Consider the following 22008-nt stretch of genomic DNA (forward strand, 5'->3'; position numbering starts at 1 on the left):
ATGATCGTCCGTCATGGGAGACGCCCGAATCGCCGTGGACCCGCAGACCGAGCCCGGGCGGCGGTCCGGCGGACGGTCCCGCCGGGCCGCCGCGTGCGCGGTCTGGTATCTGCGGGCCGTCGCGTTCGTCAACTTCCTCAGCGCGGTGTGGGTGTCGCTGGGCCAGGACGTGCGCCGCCACAACCAGGAGAACCTGTTCACGCCGTATCTGCTGACGGCGGGCTTCGCCTCCGGGGTGTTCACCGCGTTCCTGGCGATCACCATGCGGCGGCGCAAGCGGGCGGCGTGGATCCTCAACCTGGTGCTCAGCGGGGTGTTCCTCGCGCTGTTCGCCTTCGCCATGGTGTTCCCGGAGATCCACGGCTCCGTGCAGAACTGGGTGTCGCTGGTCCTCACGGCGGCTTTCGTCGCCGCGCTGCTCACCGGGCGCCGGGAGTTCTACGCCAAGGGCGACCGGTCCAACCCCCGGCTCGCCGCGACTGTGGCGGGCGGGGGCGGACTCGCCGCCTCGCTGCTCGCCGGGCTCGTGGTGACGGTCACCAACCAGGCGCCGGACGCGGCGCGTTCGACCTTCCTGGAGCGCTGGCACTACGGCACCCTGCGGCTGATCTCGGTCGCCGCCGAGGAGTCCCACTTCCCCGGCATCGACCCGCCCAACTGGGCGAACGTCGGCGTCAACGTGCTCAGCACCGCCCTGCTGCTCGCCGTCCTGTACGCCGCGTTCCGCTCCCGGCGCGCGGTCGACCCGCTCACCGAGGACGACGAGAAGCGGCTGCGCGAGCTGCTCGACCGGCACGGCGAGCGCGACTCGCTCGGCTACTTCGCGCTGCGCCGGGAGAAGAGCGTGGTGTGGTCCCCGACCGGCAAGGCGGCTGTCGCCTACCGCGTGGTGGGCGGGGTCAGCCTCGCCTCGGGCGATCCGCTGGGCGACCCGGAGGCATGGCCGGGCGCCATCGTGCCCTGGCTGACCGAGGCGCGGGCGCACGGCTGGATCCCGGCGGTGATGGGCGCGAGCGAGGAGGCGGGGACCGTCTACGCCCGGCACGGTCTGGACGCGCTGGAACTCGGCGACGAGGCGATCGTGGAGGTGGCGGACTTCACCCTGGAGGGCCGCGCGATGCGCACGGTCCGCCAGGCGTACAACCGGGTACGGCGGGCGGGGTACCGGGTGCGGGTACGGCGCCACGAGGACATCCCCGCCGACGAGATGGCGTACCTCGTGAAGCGGGCCGACGACTGGCGCGACGGCGCCACCGAGCGCGGTTTCAGCATGGCGCTCGGGCGCCTCGCGGACCCCGAGGACGGCCGGTGCGTGATGCTGGAGTGCGTGGACGCCGAGGGGCGGCTGCGGGCGCTGCTGTCCTTCGTGCCGTGGGGTCCGGGCGGGCTCTCGCTGGACCTGATGCGCCGTGACCGGGACTCCGACAACGGGCTGATGGAGTTCATGGTCATCGATCTGCTGCGCGGGGCGCGGGAGTTGGGGGTCACCCAGGTCTCCCTCAACTTCGCCGTGTTCCGCTCGGTGTTCGAGCGGGGCTCGCGACTCGGGGCGGGTCCGGTGCTGCGGCTGTGGCGGTCGCTGCTGAGCTTCTTCTCGCGCTGGTGGCAGATCGAGTCGCTGTACCGGGCGAACGCCAAGTACCGCCCGATCTGGGAGCCGCGCTTCCTGCTCTTCGAGAAGAGCGCGGACCTGCCCCGTATCGCCCTCGCCTCGGCGCGCGCGGAGGGCTTCCTGGAGGCACCGGGGCTGCCCAAGTGGCTGCACCGCAGACATCTGGAGACCCACCGGTGAGGGTCCGCAGGTGAGCCGCGCGGTCCGGTGGGCCCGCGCCGAGTGGGGACCGCTGTACGGCGCCCTGCGCGCGCGGGGCGGACTGCCCGCGATCCCGATGACGTTCGCGGCGGTGTCCCTGACCGCGCTGCTCCAGTACGTCCAGAACCAGCCCTGGGGCTTCCGCGCGGTGCAGGCGGCGGGCGCGGTGCGCGCCCAGGACCCCTGGTGGGCGGCTCTGCTGCGCACCCCGCTCTCCCTCTTCGTGCCCGCGCTCGACCTGCCGGTGTGGGGCGCGCTGGCGCAGATCCTGTGCGTGTTCGGCATCGCGGAGATCTGCCTCGGCCGCCCGCGGACCCTCACCGTCGCCTACGCCGCCACCCTCGCGGGCACCCTCTACGCCCGCCTCGGCATCGGACTCGGCCCGCACTCCCCGCTGGGTCTGCCCGCCTCCGACGCCCTGGTGGTGGACACCGGTCCGTCGGCGGCGGTGGTCGGGCTCGCGGTGTTCGTGGCGGCTCGTTACGGCGCCCGGACGACGGCTCTTCTGGTGCCGGTGGCGATAGTGGCCGAGGTGCTGGTCAAGGACAACCTGGCGGGCAAGGAACATCTGGCGGCGCTGCTGGCGACGGGGGCGCTGTGCGCGGTCTCGGCGGTGCGGCGCCGGTACCGGACCCGGACGGCGGGTCAGTTGCCGCGCGGGAGGCGGGCCGGGCTGGGGTCGGGTTTGCCGCCGATCCAGTCCTGCACGGCACGGCGGGGACCGGCCCAGCGGCGGTCGTGGCGGTAGGCGCGCAGCAGGGCACGGGCGCGGGCGCGCGGGCGGTGGACGTAGAACCGGCGCGCCCACGGCGAGGTGGGGCGGGCCAGCCGGATCGCGCCCGCGAGGGCGAGCAGGGGCACGACGGCGCCGAAGATCGCGACGCGTGCCTTGCCCTTGCTGAGCGCGACCAGCGAGAAGAAGAAGTTCACCGCGATGGTGGCGATGACCCCGCCCCGGTCCTGGAGTTCGTCCTGGGTGAGGTCGTTGACGCCGAACGGGGAGAACCCGGCGAGGAGCAGCCCGACCAGCGCGGCGGTGAGCACGACGACCTCGACGCTCTTGCGCCCCTCGGCGGTCCAGTAGACGTCGTCCAGATGCAGGATCAGCGCGAACTCGTCGAGCACCAGCCCGGCGCCGATCCCGAAGACCACGGCCGCGAACGCGCCTCCGAAGCCGTGCCGGTCACTGGCGACGGCGCCGAACCCGCCGACGAGGGTGAGGACGATCCCGGGCACCACGTGATGGATGTGCACCCCGCCCGCGCTGACGTTGCCGAACGGCCCCTTCCCCGCGCGGATCAGCCGGGTGACGAGCCGGGTCACGAGGAAGGTGAGCACGAAGGCGGCGAGGGCCAGCAGCAGCGGAAGCTTGCCCGGTTCCAGGATGTTCCGCTCCCACCAGTGCCCCATGTGCGCACTTTATCCCCGTTGTCCCGGGCGAGCGGGGCAGACCGGGCGGCGCCCGGAGTACGGCTCCGGCGACCACCCCCCTCGCGACCGCCCCTTCGCGACCACCCCGACGCTCGCCCTCGCGCCCGCCCGATAGCCTGCGCCGATGCCCGAGACCCCCGCCGCCGCCCCGCTCGACGGGCTCCGCTTCGCCTTCGGCACCCTCACCGTGCTGCCCGTGCGCGTGCGCCGCTGGGACCGGGAGGCGGCGCGCGCGGGCATGGTGTGCGCCCCCGTCGCCGGGCTCGCCGTCGGTCTCTGCGCGGCGGCGCTCGGGCTGCTGCTCCTGCTGCTCGGCGCGGGACCGCTGCTCGCCGCCGTCGCCTCGGTCGCCGTACCGGCGGTGCTGACGCGGGGTCTGCATCTGGACGGGCTCGCCGACACCGCCGACGGACTCGGCAGCGGCAAGCCCGCCGAGGACGCCCTGCGGATCATGAAGCAGTCGGACATCGGACCGTTCGGCGTGATCACCCTGCTCCTGGTGCTGCTCGCTCAGGTGGCCGTCCTGGCCCAGCTCTACGGCGCCTCCTGGACCCGGGGCGCGGTCGCGGCGGTCGTCTCGGCGCTCGCCGCCCGGCTCGCGCTCACCCTGGCCGCCCGCGCCGGGGTGCCTGCCGCCCGCCCGGAGGGGCTGGGAGCGGCGGTCGCCGGGGTGGTGCCCACGCGGAACGCGGGGGCGGTCGTAGCGGGGTGCGCCCTGCTCGCGGCGGGCTGCGGCGCGGCTCTCGGCGCGTGGGGTGCCGTCCACGCCGCGGTGGCCGTCCTGTTCGCCCTCGGCGCCGCCGAACTCCTGCTGCGCCGCTGTGTCCGGCGCTTCGGCGGGGTCACCGGGGACGTGTTCGGCGCCCTCGCGGAGACGGCGGCGACGACGGTTCTGGTCGTGCTCGCGCTGGGCGGCGCGGGGTAACCGCCCTGTGGGCGTGCGGAGTTGCCCGCAGGCGAAGGGAAGGCCACGTTCGGGTGGCTGCCCGAAGGAATGAGCGAGCGGGCGCACGCGCGTAGTCTCGTGGCGGGTGTTCGCCGACGGGGTGGAGACCCCGGTTGCCGAAGTGGTCCAGCGCTGGGCCTAGGGTCGGCTCTCGGGCCCGGTCGACCCACCCCTTTGCGTGAGGCCGCCCCACCGGGCGGCCGAGGAACGCAAACGGCCACTGCAACTTCACATCGGAAGCGAGATTTCACCACCGTGACTGCTCTGACTCTCAGCACCGCCGCGGCGCCCGGCGTGAGCGCCGACGCGATCGTGATCGGTGTCGCCAAGGCCGGCGCGGGCCCCGTTGTGGCGCCCGGCGCCGAGTCCGTCGTCGAGGCGTACGACGGCGCGCTGCCCGGCGTCCTGGAGACCCTCGGCGCCTCGGGTGCCGAGGGCGAGCTGACGAAGCTGCCCGCCCCGGCGGGCTTCGAGGCGCCGCTCCTGGTGGCGGTGGGCCTGGGCGCCGAGCCCGAGGCGGAGGCGGGCTACGACGCCGAGACCCTGCGCCGCGCCGCCGGTGTCGCCGCGCGCGGGCTCGCCGGTACCGCCAAGGCCGCGTTCGCGCTGCCCGTGGACGGCCCCGGCGCCGTCGCCGCGATCGCCGAGGGCGCGCTGCTCGGCGCCTACGCCTTCGACGCGTACAAGGAGAAGACCGAGGACGGCGACGCCAAGAACGCCCCGCTGGGCGAGGCGGTCGTGCTCACCGCCGGTGGCGACGACCACGACGCGGCGCTCGCCCGCGCCGTCGCGGTCAGCGAGGAGCTGAACCGCGCCCGCGACCTGGTCAACACCCCGCCGAACGACCTCGACCCGGAGGCGTTCGCGGCCATCGCGCGCGCCGCCGCCGACGAGCACGGCCTCGAGATCGAGGTCCTCGACGACGCGGCCCTGGTCGAGGGCGGCTACGGCGGCATCATGGGCGTCGGCGGCGGCTCCGCCGCCACCCCGCGCCTGGTCAAGCTGGCCTACACGCACCCCGACGCCGACAAGCACCTCGCCTTCGTCGGCAAGGGCATCACCTACGACTCGGGCGGCATCTCGCTGAAGCCCGCCGGGCACAACGAGACGATGAAGTGCGACATGGCCGGTGCCGCCGCCGTGTTCGCCGCGGTCGTCTCCGCCGCCCGCCTCGGTCTCAAGGTCAACGTGACCGGCTGGCTGGCGCTCGCCGAGAACATGCCGTCGGGCTCCGCCGTCCGCCCGGGCGACGTGCTGCGCATGTACAGCGGCAAGACCGTCGAGGTGCTCAACACCGACGCCGAGGGCCGCCTGGTCCTCGCGGACGCGCTGTGGGCCGCCTCGGCCGAGGAGCCGGACGCGATCGTGGACGTGGCCACGCTCACCGGCGCCATGGTCCTGGCGCTCGGCAGCCGCACCTTCGGCATCATGGCCAACGACGACGCCTTCCGCGCCTCGCTGCACGACATGGCCGAGGAGACCGGCGAGCCCGCCTGGCAGATGCCGCTCCCCGAGCACCTGCGCAAGGGCATGGACTCCCCCGTCGCCGACATCGCGAACATGGGCGAGCGCATGGGCGGCGGACTGGTCGCCGGTCTGTTCCTGCGCGAGTTCGTCGGCGAGGGCATCACCTGGGCGCACCTGGACATCGCGGGTCCGGCCTTCAACGAGGGCGGTCCCTTCGGCTACACCCCGAAGGGCGGCACCGGTACCGCGGTCCGCACGCTGGTTCGGCTCGCTGAGCTGACCGCCGACGGCGACCTGGGCTGAAACCACCCGCCGGAGCAGGGGGCGCGGTCCCGCATCGCGCCCCTCGCACCACCTCCGGCACCGCTCCGCCCCAGGTGAGGGCGGTGCCGACGCACCCGAGGGGCGCGCAGTGCCGCCGGAGCGGACGTGGGACGTCTCACACCCCGGCCCGGCGTATGGACCACCCCGGACAAGTGCAAAGATGGAGCCCGGCAGGACAGGGCCCCACCCGAGGGCCGAAGCATCAAGCGGCCGGACACCAGCCGCCTGCCGGTCACCGACGACCGGCGTACGGCGCACATGCATGGAGGACGTGACGTGGCGAACGACGCCAGCACCGTTTTCGACCTAGTGATCCTCGGCGGTGGCAGCGGTGGTTACGCCGCGGCCCTGCGCGGAGCGCAGTTGGGCCTGGACGTCGCCCTGATCGAGAAGGACAAGGTCGGCGGCACCTGCCTGCACCGGGGCTGCATCCCCACCAAGGCCCTGCTGCACGCGGGCGAGATCGCCGACCAGGCCCGCGAGAGCGAGCAGTTCGGTGTGAAGGCCACCTTCGAGGGCATCGACGTCCCGGCCGTCCACAAGTACAAGGACGACGTGATCTCGGGCCTCTACAAGGGTCTCCAGGGTCTGATCGCCTCGCGCAAGGTGACGTACATCGAGGGCGAGGGACGGCTGTCCTCCCCCACGTCGGTGGACGTCAACGGGCAGCGCGTCCAGGGTCGTCACGTCCTGCTCGCGACCGGCTCCGTGCCGAAGTCGCTGCCGGGCCTGGAGATCGACGGCGACCGGATCATCTCCTCCGACCACGCCCTCGTCCTGGACCGCGTGCCCAAGTCCGCGATCATCCTCGGCGGCGGTGTCATCGGCGTCGAGTTCGCCTCGGCCTGGAAGTCCTTCGGCGCCGACGTGACCGTCATCGAGGGTCTCAAGCACCTGGTGCCGGTCGAGGACGAGAACTCCTCCAAGCTCCTTGAGCGCGCCTTCCGCAAGCGCGGCATCAAGTTCAACCTGGGCACCTTCTTCGAGAAGGCCGAGTACACCCAGGACGGCGTCAAGGTCACCCTCGCCGACGGCAAGGAGTTCGAGGCCGAGGTCCTGCTCGTCGCCGTCGGCCGCGGCCCGGTGTCGCAGGGGCTCGGCTACGAGGAGCAGGGCGTCGCGATGGACCGCGGCTACGTCCTGGTCGACGAGTACATGCGCACCAACGTGCCGACCATCTCGGCCGTCGGTGACCTCGTCCCGACCCTCCAGCTCGCGCACGTCGGCTTCGCCGAGGGCATCCTGGTGGCGGAGCGCCTGGCCGGTCTGAAGGCCGTCCCGATCGACTACGACGGTGTCCCCCGCGTGACGTACTGCCACCCGGAGGTCGCCTCCGTGGGCATCACCGAGGCCAGGGCCAAGGAGATCTACGGCGCGGACAAGGTCGTCGCTCTGAAGTACAGCCTGGCGGGCAACGGCAAGAGCAAGATCCTCAAGACCGCGGGCGAGATCAAGCTCGTCCAGGTCAAGGACGGTGCCGTGGTCGGCGTCCACATGGTCGGCGACCGCATGGGCGAGCAGGTCGGCGAGGCGCAGCTCATCTACAACTGGGAGGCGCTGCCGGCCGAGGTCGCCCAGCTCATCCACGCCCACCCGACGCAGAACGAGGCGCTCGGCGAGGCGCACCTGGCGCTGGCCGGCAAGCCGCTGCACGCCCACGACTGAGCCATCGGCCCTCGGGCGCGACGACACAGACTTCCGCAATTCCTTAAGGAGCAACCGAAACCATGGCGGTTTCCGTAACCCTTCCGGCGCTCGGTGAGAGCGTCACCGAGGGCACTGTCACCCGCTGGCTGAAGGCCGAGGGCGAGCGCGTCGAGGCCGACGAGCCGCTGCTCGAGGTGTCGACCGACAAGGTCGACACCGAGATCCCCTCGCCCGTCTCCGGCGTGCTGGCCTCGATCAAGGTCGCCGAGGACGAGACCGTCGAGGTCGGTGCCGAGCTGGCCCTGATCGACGACGGCTCCGGCGCCCCCGCCGCCGCCCCGGCCCCGGCCGCCGAGCCCGCTCCGGCGCCCGCCGCCGAGCCTGCCCCGGCGCCCGCCGCCGAGGCACCGGCAGCCCCCGCCGCTCCGGCCGCCGAGGCGCCCGCCGCCCCGGCCGGTGCCGCCGAGGGCACCGACGTGGTCCTGCCCGCGCTCGGTGAGTCCGTCACCGAGGGCACCGTCACCCGCTGGCTGAAGTCGGTCGGCGACTCGGTCGAGGCCGACGAGCCGCTGCTCGAGGTCTCCACCGACAAGGTCGACACCGAGATCCCGGCGCCCGTCTCGGGCACCCTGCTGGAGATCGTGGTCGGCGAGGACGAGACCGCCGAGGTCGGCGCCAAGCTCGCCGTCATCGGTGTCGCCGGTGCCGCCCCCGCGGCCGCCCCGGCTCCCGCCGCCGCTGCCCCCGCCGCGCCCGCCGCTCCTGCGGCTGCCGCCCCGGCCCCGGCCGCCCCCGCGGCTCCGGCGACTCCGGCTCCGGCTCCCGCCGCGCCCGCCGCCGCTGCCCCCGCCGCTCCGGCCGCGCCCGCCGCCGCTGCCCCGGCTCCGGTGGCCCCGGCCGCCCCGGCTCCGGCTCCGGTGACCCCGGCCACCGCGCCCAGCTCCCCGACCGCCACCCAGGCGACCGACGAGGGCGCCTACGTGACCCCGCTGGTGCGCAAGCTCGCCGCCGAGAACGGCGTCGACCTGGCCGGCGTCAAGGGCACCGGCGTCGGCGGCCGTATCCGCAAGCAGGACGTCCTCGCCGCCGCCGAGGCCGCGAAGGCCGCCGCCCCGGCTCCGGCTCCGGCCGCTGCCGCCGCTCCGGCCGCCGCGAAGAAGGCTCCGGCGCTGGAGGTCTCCCCGCTGCGTGGCCAGACCGTCAAGATGACCCGCATCCGCAAGGTCATCGGCGACAACATGGTCAAGGCGCTGACCGAGCAGGCTCAGCTCTCCTCGGTCGTCGAGGTCGACGTCACCCGTCTGATGAAGCTGCGCGGCAAGGCGAAGGACTCCTTCGCCGCCCGTGAGGGCGTCAAGCTCTCCCCGATGCCGTTCTTCGTCAAGGCCGCCGCGCAGGCGCTGAAGGCCCACCCGGTCATCAACGCCCGCATCAACGAGGCCGAGGGCACCATCACCTACTTCGACACCGAGAACGTCGGTATCGCGGTGGACTCCGAGAAGGGCCTGATGACCCCGGTCATCAAGCACGCCGGTGACCTCAACATCGCGGGCATCGCCAAGGCGACGGCGGAGCTGGCCGGCAAGGTCCGCGCCAACAAGATCACCCCGGACGAGCTGTCCGGCGCGACCTTCACCATCTCCAACACCGGTTCGCGCGGCGCCCTGTTCGACACGATCATCGTGCCGCCGAACCAGGTCGCCATCCTCGGCATCGGCGCCACGGTGAAGCGCCCGGCCGTCCTGGAGACGGAGGAGGGCACGGTCATCGCCGTCCGCGACATGACCTACCTGACCCTCTCCTACGACCACCGCCTGGTCGACGGCGCCGACGCGGCCCGTTACCTGACGACGGTCAAGCAGATCCTGGAAGCGGGCGAGTTCGAGGTAGAGCTCGGCCTGTAACCCCCGGTCGCTGAAGAAGCCCCCTGTCCCAGGACAGGGGGCTTCGCCGTTTCAGCCGAGGGCGAGGGCAACTCCCCGAAGGGGCGCGGGGCTGTGTCGACATGCGGCTCCGCCGCGCGGGCGCGATCAGCCACAACCCACCCGCACCCGCCCAAATCCAGAACCCCCCGAGTCCTCCCGCGTCGAAAACACCCTGTGCCCCTCGTCTCACCTGGGCAAAAGCACCCCTATGCGCCGCACGGCATCCGCACCGCACCCTTATCGTCGTAGAGCCGCCTCGCGAAGGAGCCCAGAATGACCGCGCCCGTAATCCACTCGCTGCGCGAACAGATCCGCGAGCACATCGTGGAGGGCATCGTCAGCGGCCGCTGGCAACCGGGCGAGCGCATCGTCGAGCGCCGTATCGCCACAGAACTGGAGGTCAGCCAGACCCCGGTCCGCGAGGCGCTCCGCGAGCTGGAGTCCCTCCGCCTGATCGAGTCCGCCCCCAACAAGGGCGTACGGGTCCGCAACCTGACGGCAGCCGACCTGGAGGAGAGCTACCCCGTCAGGGCGGGCCTGGAGGCCATAGCCGCAGAACTCGCGGCCGAAGCCCTCGCCGAGGACTGCTCGGCCCTGGAACCCCACGTGGCGGCCCTGTACGAGGCCGACCAGGCGGCCGACGGCACCGGACAGGTCCGCCACACCGTCGGCTTCCACCGCGAGCTGGTGCGCGCCGCGGGCAACTCCGTGCTGCTGCACACCTGGGAGGGGCTCGGCATCGAGGTCTTCACCGCGCTGTCGATCCGCTGGCTGGGCACCGTGCAGCAGTCGTACGCGGAGGAGCACGAGGAGCTGGTGGAGGCGTTCAAGCGCCGCGACCCCCGGATCGCCGAGCTGGTGAAGGCGCACGTGCTGGGCTGCGCGCCCCGCGCCTGAGCCGTACCTCGCTCACCTGCGGAAACGGGCACGAAAACCCGCAAAAACACGGCACCGGGTGCCTGTCCAAAAGACACCGGGTGCCTACTTTCGCGCAAAGACGGGGTTTTCAACCCCAAACCTTTGATCGATCATCGATCAGGGGGTTACAGTCACCGACGGACTTCCACCGAAGTTCTCGCCCTGTCCTGCCAAAGACCAAGGGCACCCCCATACCTCTTCTCCTTGAGGGCACCCCCTTCGACTGAGGAAGGCGGCGACATGACCGACCCCAACGCCATCCAGCAGAGCGCGCTCGACCAGCTCCCGGACCGCGACGCCGAGGAGACCGCCGAATGGCGGGCCTCCCTGGACGCCGTCGCCAGGGAAGCGGGCCCGCATCGCGCCGCGTACCTGATGCGGCGCACGCTGGAGCGCGCCGAGGCGGACGGCATCGGGCTGCCGAAGCTCGTCGAGACGGACTACCTCAACACCATCCCCACCGCCGCCGAGCCGGGCGTGCCCGGTGACGAGGCGATGGAGTCCCGGATCACCGCCTGGAACCGCTGGAACGCGGCCGCGATGGTCACCCGGGGCAGCAAGTACGGCGTCGGCGGTCACATCGCCACCTTCGCCTCCGCCGCGTGGCTGTACGAGACCGGCTTCAACCACTTCTTCAAGGGCAAGGAGGGGGACGGCTCCGGCGACCAGCTCTACATCCAGGGCCACGCCTCCCCGGGCATCTACGCCCGCGCCTTCCTCGACGGCCGTCTCACCGAGACCCAGCTCGACAACTTCCGCCAGGAGGCGGGCGGCAACGGTCTGCCCTCCTACCCGCACCCGCGCCGGCTGCCCTGGCTGTGGGAGTTCCCGACGGTGTCGATGGGCCTCGGCCCGCTCTCCGCGATCTACCAGGCGCGGTTCAACCGCTACCTGACCAACCGCGGCATCAAGGACGTCTCCGCCTCGCACGTGTGGGCGTTCCTCGGCGACGGCGAGATGGACGAGCCGGAGTCGACGGCGGCGCTCGCGCTCGCCGCCCGTGAGGAGCTGGACAACCTCACCTTCGTCATCAACTGCAACCTGCAGCGCCTGGACGGCCCGGTCCGCGCGAACTTCAAGATCGTGCAGGAGCTGGAGGCCCAGTTCCGCGGCGCGGGCTGGAACGTCGTCAAGACGCTGTGGGGCACCGCCTGGGACGAGCTGTTCCAGCTCGACACCACGGGCGCCCTTGTCCGCCGTCTGCGCCAGGTGCCGGACGCCCAGATCCAGACGTACCAGACGCGTGACGCCGCCTACATCCGCCAGGACTTCTTCGGCGCCGACCCGGCGCTGGTGGAGATGGCGAAGCTGCTGAGCGACGACAAGATCCTCGAGTGCTTCCACCTCTCGCGCGGCGGCCACGAGGCGCGCAAGGTCTACGCCGCGTACCGGGCGGCCGTCGAGCACAAGGGCGCGCCGACCGTGATCCTGGCCCAGACGGTCAAGGGACACACCCTCGGTCCGGGCTTCGCCTCCAAGAACGCCAACCACCAGATGAAGAAGCTCTCGGTGGACGAGTTCAAGGCGATGCGCGACCTGCTCGAACTGCCGATCCCGGACAGCGCCTTCGCCGACGGCCAGGTGCCCTACGGCCACCCGGGCGCCGACTCCCCCGAGGTCCGCTACCTCCAGGAGCGCCGCGCCGCCCTCGGCGGTCCCGCCCCGGCCCGCCGCACCCAGCCGCTGCCCGCGCTGCCCGCCCCCGCCGACAAGGCGTTCGCCTCCTTCGACAAGGGCTCCGGCTCGCAGAACGTGGCGACCACCATGGCGTTCGTCCGCCTGGTCAAGGACCTGGTCCGCGACAAGGAGACCGGCAAGCGCTGGGTGCCGATCGTCCCCGACGAGGCGCGCACCTTCGGCATGGAGTCGCTGTTCCCCTCGCTCGGCATCTACTCGCCCAAGGGCCAGACGTACGAGCCGGTCGACCGCGACCAGCTCATGTACTACAAGGAAGCCAAGAACGGCCAGATCCTCAACGAGGGGATCACCGAGGCCGGTTCGATGGCCGACTTCATCGCCGCGTCCAGCGCGTACTCCACGCACGGCGAAGCGATGATCCCGTTCTACATCTTCTACTCGATGTTCGGCTGGCAGCGCACGGCCGACCAGATGTGGCAGCTCGGCGACCAGCTCGGCCGCGGCTTCCTCGTCGGCGCGACGGCGGGCCGTACGACCCTGACGGGCGAGGGTCTCCAGCACGCCGACGGTCACTCCCCGGTGATCGCCGCGACCAACCCGGCCGCGCTGACGTACGACCCGGCGTTCGCCTACGAGGTCGCCGCCATCGTCAAGGAGGGTCTGCGCCGGATGTACGGCGAGGCCGCCGAGGGCGAGGACAGGGACGTCTTCTACTACCTGACGGTCTACAACGAGCCGCTGCCGCAGCCGGCCAAGCCCGCCGTCCCCGGCATCGACGAGGGCATCGTCAAGGGTCTGTACCGCTTCAACACGGCGGAGTCCGCGGGTGTGACCGTCCCGGCGAACGCCCCGCGCATCCAGCTCCTGGGCTCGGGCACGGCGATCCACTGGGCGCTGGACGCGCAGAAGCTGCTCGCCGAGGAGTGGGGGGTCGCCGCCGACGTGTGGTCCGCGACCTCCTGGTCCGAGCTGCGCCGTGACGCGATGGACGCCGACGCGGCCCTGCTGCGCGGCGAGGAGCGGGTGCCGTTCGTGCGCCGGGCGCTCCAGGGCGCCGAGGGTCCGGTCCTCGCGGTCTCCGACTACATGCGTCAGGTCCCCGACCAGATCGCGCAGTGGGTCGACCAGGACTGGTCCTCGCTGGGCGCGGACGGCTTCGGTCTCTCCGACACCCGCGCGGCGGCCCGCCGGCACTTCGGTGTCGACGCCGAGTCGATCGTGGTCGCGGCCCTGGCCCAGCTCGCCAAGCGCGGCGCGGTCAAGGCGACGGCGGTGAAGGAAGCCCGCGAGAAGTACGGTCTGTGACCTTCTGAGGTCGCTGGAAGGGGTACGGCGTGACGCCGTGCCCCTTCTTCGTTTCCCGGGTCCGTTTCCCCGCCGTTCACCGTGCCGTTCCGCGTGCGGGGCGGGTGCCGAGGCCCGATGCTTGTGCCGTGATGGACGAGACGGAGTTCTGGGAGCTGATCGACGCCACCCGCGAGGCCGCCGAGGGCGACCCCGAGGAGCAGGCAGACCTGCTGGTGGACAAGCTGCTCCAGCTCGACCCGGACATGGTCCTGGACTTCGCCCGTCACTTCGAGGCCCGCTACAACCGCGCCTACCGCTGGGATCTGTGGGGCGCCGCCTGGATCCTGCTGGACGGGGCGAGCGACGACGCCTTCGACTACTTCCGGTGCTGGCTGATCGGCCAGGGCCGGGATGTGTTCGAGGGCGCGCTGCACGACCCGGACGCTTTGGCGGAGCTGCTGGACGACTTCGACGAGGAGATGGACGGCGACGGCGAGGAGCTGGGGTACGCCGCCGACGAGGCGTACGAGCGGCTGACCGGGGTGGTCGCCCCGGACCTGGGGATCGCCCCGGCGCCCGCCGAGCCCGCGGGCACGGCCTTCGACTTCGAGAACGACGCGGTGCTGGCGGAGCGCTACCCGGCCCTGTGGGAACGCTTCAGGGAGTGAGGCGTGCCCGCCCGCCCCGCGGCGCCCCGTTCACCGGTCCGCCGCTCACCGGCCCTGCAGCCGGGCCGCCGCGTTCCTGATCTCGGGGAGGCGGGCGCTCAGGGCGGCGCCGGGGCAGGTGGTCTGGTAGCCGTCGTTGTGGCCCGCGAGGGCGGGGAGGGTGGCGGTCGTGCCCGCCTTGTAGCGGCTCAGTCCGCTGCTGGAGACCAGGCGGACCCGGGAGCGCGGGTCGACGTCGGCGAGACCCAGCTTCCAGGCGGCGACGGCGGCGATCGCGTCGGTCATCGCGCGCGGGACGGGGACGCCCGCGGTGAAGGTGCCGAGCGCGGCGATCCCGGCGGTGCGGTGGTTGAAGCCCTGGGTGTGGGCGCCGGTGACGGCACGGTCCTCTCCCCCGGCGCGCCCCTCGTAGACGGTGCCGCAGCGGTCCACGAGGAAGTTGTAGCCGATGTCGTCCCAGTGCCTGCTGCCGGTCTGGCCCGCGTACAGGTCGCGGATGATGCGCGGGGCGTCCGCGCAGTCGTAGCCGTTGGGCGAGTCGGTGTGGTGGACGAAGACGGCGATCACCTTGTCGTCGTAGCGCGGGGCGGGCTGCTCGTGCCGGGCGGTGGCGTCCAGCCAGGCGGAGCGGGGCACGATCACCGGGCGGGGTGCGAAGTGGGGCGCCGGCGCGTGGGGGGCGGTCGTGAGGGGGTGGGCGGAGTGGTGGGTGACGATGCTCTCGCTGCCCCGCGCGAGGACGAGCACCGCGATCAGGGCGGTGAGGGCGGGCAGGCAGCCGACGACCAGCAGCACCGCGCCGGGTACCCGGACGCGCCGCCTCTGTCCGTCCGGTCCTCGCGTGGCACGCATGATCCCATCGTCGGATCGCCCGGCCAGGTCCGCGATGTGTGCTGTGCCACCCGGTGGAACCATCGTCCCCGTCCGGGACGTTTCCGGGGGTACACGCACACGTGCGCCGTTTCCCCGCCGGGGCGCTCGCGCGCGGCTGATCAGCGGGCGTGTCCCGACCGTACTGGGGGGTCCGAGAGAAAGGCGGCTTCGTGGACCTGCTCGACGTGCTGCTCGTGCTGGTGGTCCTCGTCTACGCGGCGGCCGGGTACCGGCGCGGTCTGGTGGCCGGGTGTCTGTCGCTGGCCGGGTTCGTGGGCGGCGCGGCCGTCGGTGTCTGGGCGCTGCCCTGGGTGACGGGTCTTGTGGAGCGCGGATCGGCGGCGGCGACCGTGGTCGCGGTGCTGACGGTGCTGGTGCCGGGTGTGATCGGGCACGAGCTGGCGGGACAGTTGGGGCTGCGGCTGCGCAGCCGTATCGACCGCACGGGCGGGGGCGCGCTGCGGGTCGTGGACGGGATGGGCGGCGCGGTGGCCAACTCGGTGGCGGTGCTGCTCGTGGCGTGGGTGGCGGCGAGCGTGCTGGCGGCGGCGCCCTCGCAGACGCTGACGACGGCGATCCGCAACTCGGCGCTGCTCGGCGCGGTGCAGGAGACGATGCCGGAGACGACCCCGGTGTGGTTCGCGCGGGCCACCTCCGCGCTGACGGAGGCGGGGTTCCCGCAGGTCTTCAACCCGTTCGAGAACGAGTCCACGGCCCGGGTCGCCAAGCCCAGCGGGGACAGTGTGACGGCGGAGGCGACGGAGGCTGCCCGGACGAGCACGGTGAAGATCGAGGGCGCGGTGGGCGCCGAGGGGCGCGAGGGCAGCGGGTTCGTGTACGCACCCCACCGGGTGATGACGAACGCGCACGTGGTGGCGGGGATCGACGACCCGACGGTGCGGGTGGGCGGCGTCGGTCCTTCGTACACGGCGCGGGTGGTGCTCTTCGACCCGAACCGGGACGTGGCGGTGTTGTACGTGCCCCGGCTGAGCGCCCCGGTGCTGCGTTTCGACGACGGCGCGCGGCGCGGGGACTCGGCGGTGGTCGCGGGCTATCCGGAGGACGGCGGGCTGAACCTCCAGGCGGCGACGGTGGCGAACCGGGTGCGGGCGACCGGCCAGAACATCTACAACGACCGCACGGTCACCCGCGAGGTGTACTCGGTGCGCTCGACGGTCCGCCCGGGCAACTCGGGCGGACCGCTGCTGACCACGTCGGGTCGGGTGTACGGCGTGGTGTTCGCCCGCTCCACCTCGGACTCCGAGACGGGGTACGCGCTCACGGCGGCGGAGGTCGCGGGCGACGCGTCCCGGGCGGCGAAGGCGACGGCGCCGGTGGACACGGGGCATCTGATCACGTCGTCGTAGGGCGCCCGGGAATCCTCGCGGGAGCTGAGGTCTCTCAGACCGGGCGCCCCATGCAGACGTCGTCCACGTACTCCCCGGCGATGAAGAACTCCTCCGGGAAGACGCCCTCGGTCTTGAACCCCTCGGACTCGTAGAGCCCGCGGGCCGGGGTGTTGTGGCCGAGGACGCGCAGGGTGAGGCGCCGGGCGCCCTGCGCGCGGGCCAGTTCGACGGCGCCCCGGACCAGGGCGCGTCCGACGCCCAGACCGCGTGCCTCCTCGGCGACGGCGATGCCCTGGATCTGCCGTACGTGCGCGTTCACGGCGAGCGGGACGGGCTGGCAGATGCGGACGTAGCCGACGAGGCGGCCGTCGAGTTCGGCGGCCAGGTGGTTCTCCGGGGGGTGCCGCTCGCCGAAGAAGGCGGGGTAGGGCGGGCTCGGCTCGGGCTGCACCGAGTGCAGGGTGGACCAGGTGAGCCGGTCGAGCAGGGCCAGTTCCGCCTCGTCCTCGGGCCGGGCGGGTCGTATCAGCGGGTGCGTCATGGGAGGACTGTACGGCGGGTGCCTGGCGGCGAATTGGGGAGCCGGGGGCTGTTCTCCCCGGTTTCCGGGGCACTGGCGGCCATGCTGGGATCATGGAGCATGCGAAAATCGCGGTGGCCGGTGCGTCCGGTCTGATCGGCAGCGCCCTGGTGCGGTCCCTGCGGGGCGACGGGCACGAGGTGGTCCGGCTGGTGCGGCACGAGCCCCGGGGCGGCGACGAGGTGCGCTGGGACCCCGAGCGGCAGACCGTGGACGCGGCCGGGCTGAGCGGCTGTGACGTGGTGGTGAACCTGGCCGGGGCGGGGGTCGGGGACAAGCGCTGGACGCCGGAGTACAAGCGGCTGATCAGGGACAGCCGGGTCCTTGGCACGGCGGCGCTCGCGGAGGCCGCCGCCTCGCTGCCCGAGCCGCCCAGGGTCTTCGTGAACGGCAGCGCGATCGGCTACTACGGCGACACCGGGGACCGGATCACCGACGAGAGCGCCCCGCCCGGCGACGGTTTCCTGCCCTCGGTGTGCGAGGAGTGGGAGGAGGCGGCGGCGCCGGTGCGGGAGGCGGGCATCCGGACGGTGTTCGTGCGCACCGGTCTGGTGGTGGCGTCCGGGGGCGGGGCGTGGGGGCGGCTGTTCCCGCTGTTCAAGGCGGGGCTCGGGGGGCGGCTCGGGAACGGGCGGCAGTACTGGTCGTACATCGCGCTGCACGACGAGGTCGCCGCGATCCGGCATCTGATCGACCGTGAGGACCTGTCGGGACCGTTCAATCTGACGGCGCCCGAGCCGCTGACCAACCAGGAGATCACCGAGGCGATGGGGCGCGTGCTGCACCGGCCGACCCCGTTCCCGGTCCCGGCGGCGGTGCTGCGCACGGTGCTCGGGGAGATGGCCGGGGATGTGCTGGGCAGTCAACGGGTGGTGCCCGCGCGGCTGCTGGAGTCGGGGTTCGCTTTCGCGTTCCCCGGGATCGAGGACACGATCCGCGCGGCGGAGTGACCGTATGCGACCTCCATGCGACCGTGCCCTGTCGATGCGCGACTGTCCCTGACCGTTCGGAGCCCTAACCTCGACCCGAACTCGGGTATCCCCGGGGCCTGTTGGGGGCATCACGTCTCCACCGGCCGCGCAACCACAGGAGGGGCCTCGTGCTTGAGCCCGCGTACCAGGTGGACGTCGTCGTCGTGGGAGCCGGGATCGCCGGTCTCGCGGCGGCCCGTCGGCTCGCCAGTGCTGGAGTGTCGACCGCGGTCCTGGAGGCCGACGCGTGTGTCGGCGGCCGTATGGCGACCGAGAAGGTCGACGGCTTCCGGCTCGACCGGCTGGGACAGCCGCTGTTCACGTCCTGGTCCGAACTGCGCACCACCCCCGGTCTCGACGCGCTGCCGCTGCGCCGCTTCGCGCCCGGGGTCCTGCTGCACCGCGACGGGCACCGGCACCGGGCGGGCGCCCCGGCGGTCGCAGGGGGCGCAAGGGGCGCACTTCACATCGCGCGCGCCCTCGCGAGCGCCCCTCGGGGTGCGGGAAGCGCCCGCGAGAGCCGTACGGGAGGCGCCGCCGGGGGCGCCATGGACCGGGCGCGGCTCGGCAGCGCGCTGAACCGGCTCGCCGCCACGCCCGTCGAGCGCCTGCTGTCCCGTCCCGAACTGCCCGCCGCCCAGGCGCTCCAGGCGCGCGGTCTGCCGCCCCGCACCGTCGAGGGCTTCCTGCGCCCGCTGCTCGCCGCCCTGCTGTGCGACCCGGAGCTGACCACCTCCAGCCGGGCCGCCGACCTGGCGCTGCACGCCTTCGCGGGCGGACGGCTGTGCGTGCCGGAGGGCGGCGCCCAGGCGCTCCCGGACCGACTGGCCCGCTCGCTGCCGCCCGGCACCGTGCGCACCGGCGTCCGCGTCACCTCGGTCTCCACCACCTCGGTCACCACCGCCGAGCACGGCGTGATCCGCTGCCGCGCGGTGCTCCTCGCGACCGGCGCACGCGCCGCCGCCGAGCTGCTGCCCGGGCTGCGCGTACCGGACTTCCACCCGGTGACCGTCGTCCACCACACCACCGACGACCCCGCCCCCGCGCTCGCCACCGGCTCCGCGCTGCTCCTCGACGCCGACCGCGGCGGTCCGGTCGCGCACACGGCGGTGCTCAGCACCGTGGACCCGGGACGGGCGCCCGCCGGGCGCGTGCTGATCTCCTCGACCGTGCTCGGCACCCCGCCCGGCACCCCCGGCGAGCTGGACAGCGCGGTCCGCATCCAGTTGGCCCGCCTCTACGGCACCTCGACGCACCGCTGGGAGACCCTGGCCGTCCACCACACCCCCGAGGCGGTCCCCGCCCTGCGCCCGCCGTACGACGCGCGCCGCCCGGTGCGCCTGATGGCGGGGCTGTACGTGTGCGGCGACCACCGTGACTCCGGCACCGTCCAGGGCGCCCTGCACTCCGCCCACCGCGCCGCCGCGGCCCTGCTGAGCGACCTCGGCGCGGCGGGCTCGATGCACCGCGCCGACCCGGCGGCGACGGTGCCCCGCGCGGCGTAGCGCGGGGACGAGGACCGTACGGACCGCCGCTCAGCCCAGGGCGGCGGTCCGCTCCCGGTATCCGCGCGCCGGAGCCGCGTCCCGGTACGGCTCCAGACGGCGCTCGAAGTCCCGGACGTACTCCACCGCGCGCACCGAGCGCATCTCCGCCGCCTGCGCCGCCGCGTCGGCGGCCAGCGCGCACGCCTGGTCGAGTTCGCCGAGACCCAGCCGGGCGGTGGCGAGGACCACCCGGCAGAACAGCCTGCTGCGGGCGTGCGCCGGACCGCGCAGCCGCAGCGCGCGCTCCGCGTGCTGCGCCGCCGCGCGGAACTGCTGGAGGTCCCGGTGGCAGTGCCCCAGCTCGTCCGCGAGCTGACCCTCGTCGAAGAAGCGCGCCCAGTGCGGCACCTCGTCGCCGGGGCGGGCGGACTCCAGGGCGTGTTCGGCGCGCAGCAGCGCGCTGGTGCACGCCCGCGCCTCCCCCAGCACCGCGTGCGCCCGCGCCTCCGCCGCGTGCAGCAGCGCCTGGACGACCGGGGGCGCCGTCGTGCCGATGCCCTGCTGGGCGACCCGGGCGAGCTGGAGCGCCTCGCGGCCGTGCCCGAGGTAGACGGCCTGGCGGCTCATGGTGACCAGCACGTAGGACCCGTAGGCGCGGTCCCCTGCCGCCTGGGCCAGCCTCAGCGCCTGGACGAAGTAGCGCTGGGCGAGCCCGTGGGCGGCGATGTCGTACGACGTCCAGCCCGCGAGCCGGGTGAGGTCGGCGGCGGCGCCGAAGAGCCTGCGGCCGGTCTGCTCGGAGTAGACCCCGCGCAGCATCGGCTCGCACTCGTGCTCCAGATAGCGCACCAGCGCCTGCCGGGCGTGGCCGCCGCCGTACTGGTCGTCCAGGGTGCGGAACAGCTCCCCGACCGAGCGCAGCGCGGCGATGTCGCCCGAGGTGACCCGGTGCCCGGAGGAGCGGTCGGGGTGACCGGGCGGGCGGAGCGCGCCGGGGACGGGCTCGGGCCGCTCGGGCGTGCTGCCGTGGCGGCCCTGCGCGGGCACCCGGGGTGCCGGTTCGCGCGCCACCCGGTCGTCGGGCCTGCCGATCAGCCAGTCCCGGCTGGGCACCACGAGCCCGGCCGGGGTGAAGGCGATCCGGCGCAGCTCGGCGTGGCTGCCGGAGTCCTTGCGCCACAGCCCGCCGACGATGTCCACCGCCTCCTCCGGCGTGGCGGCGAACTCGAGCCCGGCGTACACCGGCGCACACGCGTCCAGACCGAGGTCCTGCGCGGTGAGCCGGCGCCCGAGACGGCGCGTGAAGACCTCGGCGATGAGCGCGGGGGTGGTGCCCCGGGGCTGCTGGCCGCGCAGCCAGCGGGTGACGGAGGTCTTGTCGTATCTGAGGTCCAGCCCGTGCTCCAGGCCGAGCTGGTCGACGCGCCGGGCCAGACCCGCGTTGGAGAACCCCGCCTCTGCGATGAGCGCGGCGAGCTGGCGGTTGGGGGTGCGCTGCGCGGGTCGGTCCGTCATCTGTGGTGCGGTCTCCTGCCTTCCAGCCCCCTGAGGTGCCGGGATCGCCTGTGAGCAGCCCTTTCGGCCGCACGAACGGCGCGAATGTAGCGGAGAGTGAGCAAGTAGTCGCACATTCCGCCGCGCATTCATCCGATCGTGTGAGGATCACCCGCGGGACTGACGCGTCCGAGCCGGACGTACAGTGGCGTGGGCGCCCGACGCGCCTGACAGACCCGACGAGGGGCGGCCTGAACGAGGGGCAGCCTGAGGGAGGCGCTTGCCGTGAGTGAGTTGCGGTTCGTCCACATGGGGTTCGGCGCGGACGCCGTCGAGTACCAGGAAGCCTGGGACGAGCAGCGCCGGGTGCACGCCGCCCGGTTCGCCGACGAGGTGCCCGACACCGTGCTGCTCCTCGAACACCCCCCGGTGTACACGGCGGGCCGGCGCACCGAGGACAGCGAGCGCCCGCTCGACGGCACCCCGGTGGTGGACGTGGACCGGGGCGGCAAGATCACCTGGCACGGTCCCGGCCAGCTCGTGGGCTACCCGATCCAGAAGCTGCCCCGCCCGGTCGACGTGATCGCGCACGTACGGCGCCTGGAGGAGGCGCTGATCCGCACCTGCGCGGAGTTCGGTCTGGAGACCACCCGGGTCGAGGGCCGCAGCGGGGTCTGGGTGCTCGGCGACCCGGTCGAGCAGCGCCCGGCGCTCGGCGGGCTCTCCCTGGACTTCGACCCGCGGCTGAACGACGAGGAGTTCGACCCCCGGATGAACGGTCCGGAGTACGCCCCCTCCAACGCGGGCCAGCGCCGCGAGGACCGCAAGATCGCCGCGATCGGCATCCGGGTCGCCAAGGGCGTCACGATGCACGGCTTCGCCCTCAACGTGAACCCGGACAACCGCTGGTTCGACCGCATCATCCCCTGCGGCATCCGTGATGCCGGAGTCGCTTCCCTTGCCAACGAGCTGGGCCGGGACGTCACGATCGCCGAGGTCGTGCCGGTGGTCGAGCGGCATCTGCGGGACGTCATGGAGCACGCGGACCTCAAGCCCCGGGTGATCGAGAAGACCGCCGCGGTCTGAAGCGGTCCGACCGGGAACGGTCCGATCGGTCCGACCGGGAATTCGGCCTGCGTCCGCGAGGTTTTCCTCACCCGTAGGGCCCAATGAACACGGGCGTACTCTGT

Annotated in this window: 17 protein-coding genes; 13 read left to right on the top strand and 4 right to left on the bottom strand. The window is 73.2% G+C overall.

The genetic code is table 11. The features are described from left to right. Positions 1–13 precede the first annotated feature (13 nt). Together IF655_RS08475 and IF655_RS08480 are read left to right on the top strand one after the other, a co-directional pair. The gene (locus IF655_RS08475; protein WP_199583460.1) at positions 14–1792 is read left to right on the top strand and encodes a phosphatidylglycerol lysyltransferase domain-containing protein; all 1779 of its coding nucleotides are present in this window, start codon (positions 14–16) and stop codon (positions 1790–1792) included. Between the two features lie 10 nt (positions 1793–1802). Continuing rightward, entirely contained in the window at positions 1803–2561 is a 759-nt protein-coding gene (locus IF655_RS08480) for a hypothetical protein (RefSeq protein WP_199583461.1), read from the top strand. Here the strand turns inward: IF655_RS08480 and IF655_RS08485 are convergent. Next, positions 2459–3223 (bottom strand): hypothetical protein, encoded by a 765-nt coding sequence (locus tag IF655_RS08485; RefSeq protein WP_199583463.1) that lies wholly within the window; start codon positions 3221–3223, stop codon positions 2459–2461. The two genes, IF655_RS08480 and IF655_RS08485, sit on opposite strands and share 103 nt — an antisense overlap. A 145-nt stretch (positions 3224–3368) precedes the next feature. Between IF655_RS08485 and IF655_RS08490 the strand changes: the two genes are divergently transcribed. The 7 genes from IF655_RS08490 to IF655_RS08520 all read left to right on the top strand — a co-directional run bounded on the left by IF655_RS08490 (position 3369) and on the right by IF655_RS08520 (position 14064). Further along, complete coding sequence (locus IF655_RS08490) at positions 3369–4169, top strand: adenosylcobinamide-GDP ribazoletransferase (protein WP_199583471.1); 801 nt, start codon at positions 3369–3371, stop codon at positions 4167–4169. A 276-nt stretch (positions 4170–4445) separates the two neighbouring features. Beyond that, positions 4446–5960, top strand: coding sequence for a leucyl aminopeptidase (locus tag IF655_RS08495; RefSeq protein WP_199583473.1), 1515 nt, complete (start codon positions 4446–4448; stop codon positions 5958–5960). 297 nt (positions 5961–6257) lie between these two features. Next, complete coding sequence (lpdA, locus tag IF655_RS08500) at positions 6258–7646, top strand: dihydrolipoyl dehydrogenase (protein WP_199583475.1); 1389 nt, start codon at positions 6258–6260, stop codon at positions 7644–7646. A 62-nt stretch (positions 7647–7708) separates the two neighbouring features. Then, positions 7709–9532: a 2-oxoglutarate dehydrogenase, E2 component, dihydrolipoamide succinyltransferase gene (gene sucB / locus IF655_RS08505; RefSeq protein WP_199583477.1), complete on the top strand. Its 1824-nt coding sequence runs from the start codon at positions 7709–7711 to the stop codon at positions 9530–9532. Positions 9533–9826: 294 nt separating this feature from the next. Next, positions 9827–10450 carry a GntR family transcriptional regulator gene (locus IF655_RS08510; protein WP_199583479.1) on the top strand — a complete coding sequence of 208 codons (624 nt, stop codon included), beginning with the start codon at positions 9827–9829 and terminating at the stop codon, positions 10448–10450. Positions 10451–10711: 261 nt separating this feature from the next. Continuing rightward, a complete protein-coding gene (gene aceE, locus IF655_RS08515) occupies positions 10712–13414 on the top strand; it encodes a pyruvate dehydrogenase (acetyl-transferring), homodimeric type (protein ID WP_199583487.1) in 2703 nt (900 codons plus the stop codon). A gap of 131 nt (positions 13415–13545) precedes the next feature. Further along, entirely contained in the window at positions 13546–14064 is a 519-nt protein-coding gene (locus tag IF655_RS08520) for a DUF4240 domain-containing protein (RefSeq protein ID WP_199583782.1), read from the top strand. Between the two features lie 45 nt (positions 14065–14109). On the opposite strand, the gene IF655_RS08525 is transcribed toward IF655_RS08520, so the two are convergent. After that, positions 14110–14916, bottom strand: coding sequence for a peptidoglycan recognition protein (locus IF655_RS08525; protein ID WP_199583489.1), 807 nt, complete (start codon positions 14914–14916; stop codon positions 14110–14112). A gap of 191 nt (positions 14917–15107) precedes the next feature. Here IF655_RS08525 and IF655_RS08530 point away from each other — a divergent pair, with 191 nt between their 5' ends. Further along, positions 15108–16304 carry a MarP family serine protease gene (locus IF655_RS08530; RefSeq protein ID WP_199583498.1) on the top strand — a complete coding sequence of 399 codons (1197 nt, stop codon included), beginning with the start codon at positions 15108–15110 and terminating at the stop codon, positions 16302–16304. A gap of 34 nt (positions 16305–16338) precedes the next feature. On the opposite strand, the gene IF655_RS08535 is transcribed toward IF655_RS08530, so the two are convergent. Next, positions 16339–16827, bottom strand: coding sequence for a GNAT family N-acetyltransferase (locus tag IF655_RS08535; RefSeq protein WP_199583499.1), 489 nt, complete (start codon positions 16825–16827; stop codon positions 16339–16341). A gap of 92 nt (positions 16828–16919) precedes the next feature. On the opposite strand from IF655_RS08535, the gene IF655_RS08540 reads away from it, so the two are divergent. Beyond that, positions 16920–17816 carry a TIGR01777 family oxidoreductase gene (locus IF655_RS08540; protein ID WP_199583500.1) on the top strand — a complete coding sequence of 299 codons (897 nt, stop codon included), beginning with the start codon at positions 16920–16922 and terminating at the stop codon, positions 17814–17816. 149 nt (positions 17817–17965) lie between these two features. Beyond that, entirely contained in the window at positions 17966–19342 is a 1377-nt protein-coding gene (locus IF655_RS08545) for an NAD(P)/FAD-dependent oxidoreductase (protein WP_199583501.1), read from the top strand. A 30-nt stretch (positions 19343–19372) separates the two neighbouring features. Here the strand turns inward: IF655_RS08545 and IF655_RS08550 are convergent, their stop codons facing one another. Next, positions 19373–20839: a regulator gene (locus tag IF655_RS08550; protein WP_199583502.1), complete on the bottom strand. Its 1467-nt coding sequence runs from the start codon at positions 20837–20839 to the stop codon at positions 19373–19375. Positions 20840–21103: 264 nt separating this feature from the next. Here IF655_RS08550 and lipB point away from each other — a divergent pair, with 264 nt between their 5' ends. Further along, entirely contained in the window at positions 21104–21904 is an 801-nt protein-coding gene (gene lipB / locus IF655_RS08555) for a lipoyl(octanoyl) transferase LipB (protein WP_199583503.1), read from the top strand. Positions 21905–22008 lie beyond the last annotated feature (104 nt).

The sequence above is a fragment of the Streptomyces sp. DSM 110735 genome, assembly GCF_016482685.1.
Taxonomy (GTDB): Bacteria; Actinomycetota; Actinomycetes; order Streptomycetales; family Streptomycetaceae; genus Streptomyces.

Coding starts and splice junctions, on each gene's coding strand:
- IF655_RS08475 (WP_199583460.1), top strand. CDS start 14: ATGGGAGACGCCCGAATCGCCGTGGACCCGCAGACCGAGCCCGGGCGG.
- IF655_RS08485 (WP_199583463.1), bottom strand. CDS start 3,223: ATGGGGCACTGGTGGGAGCGGAACATCCTGGAACCGGGCAAGCTTCCG.
- IF655_RS08490 (WP_199583471.1), top strand. CDS start 3,369: ATGCCCGAGACCCCCGCCGCCGCCCCGCTCGACGGGCTCCGCTTCGCC.
- sucB (WP_199583477.1), top strand. CDS start 7,709: ATGGCGGTTTCCGTAACCCTTCCGGCGCTCGGTGAGAGCGTCACCGAG.
- IF655_RS08510 (WP_199583479.1), top strand. CDS start 9,827: ATGACCGCGCCCGTAATCCACTCGCTGCGCGAACAGATCCGCGAGCAC.
- aceE (WP_199583487.1), top strand. CDS start 10,712: ATGACCGACCCCAACGCCATCCAGCAGAGCGCGCTCGACCAGCTCCCG.
- IF655_RS08520 (WP_199583782.1), top strand. CDS start 13,546: ATGGACGAGACGGAGTTCTGGGAGCTGATCGACGCCACCCGCGAGGCC.
- IF655_RS08525 (WP_199583489.1), bottom strand. CDS start 14,916: ATGCGTGCCACGCGAGGACCGGACGGACAGAGGCGGCGCGTCCGGGTA.
- IF655_RS08535 (WP_199583499.1), bottom strand. CDS start 16,827: ATGACGCACCCGCTGATACGACCCGCCCGGCCCGAGGACGAGGCGGAA.
- IF655_RS08540 (WP_199583500.1), top strand. CDS start 16,920: ATGGAGCATGCGAAAATCGCGGTGGCCGGTGCGTCCGGTCTGATCGGC.
- IF655_RS08550 (WP_199583502.1), bottom strand. CDS start 20,839: ATGACGGACCGACCCGCGCAGCGCACCCCCAACCGCCAGCTCGCCGCG.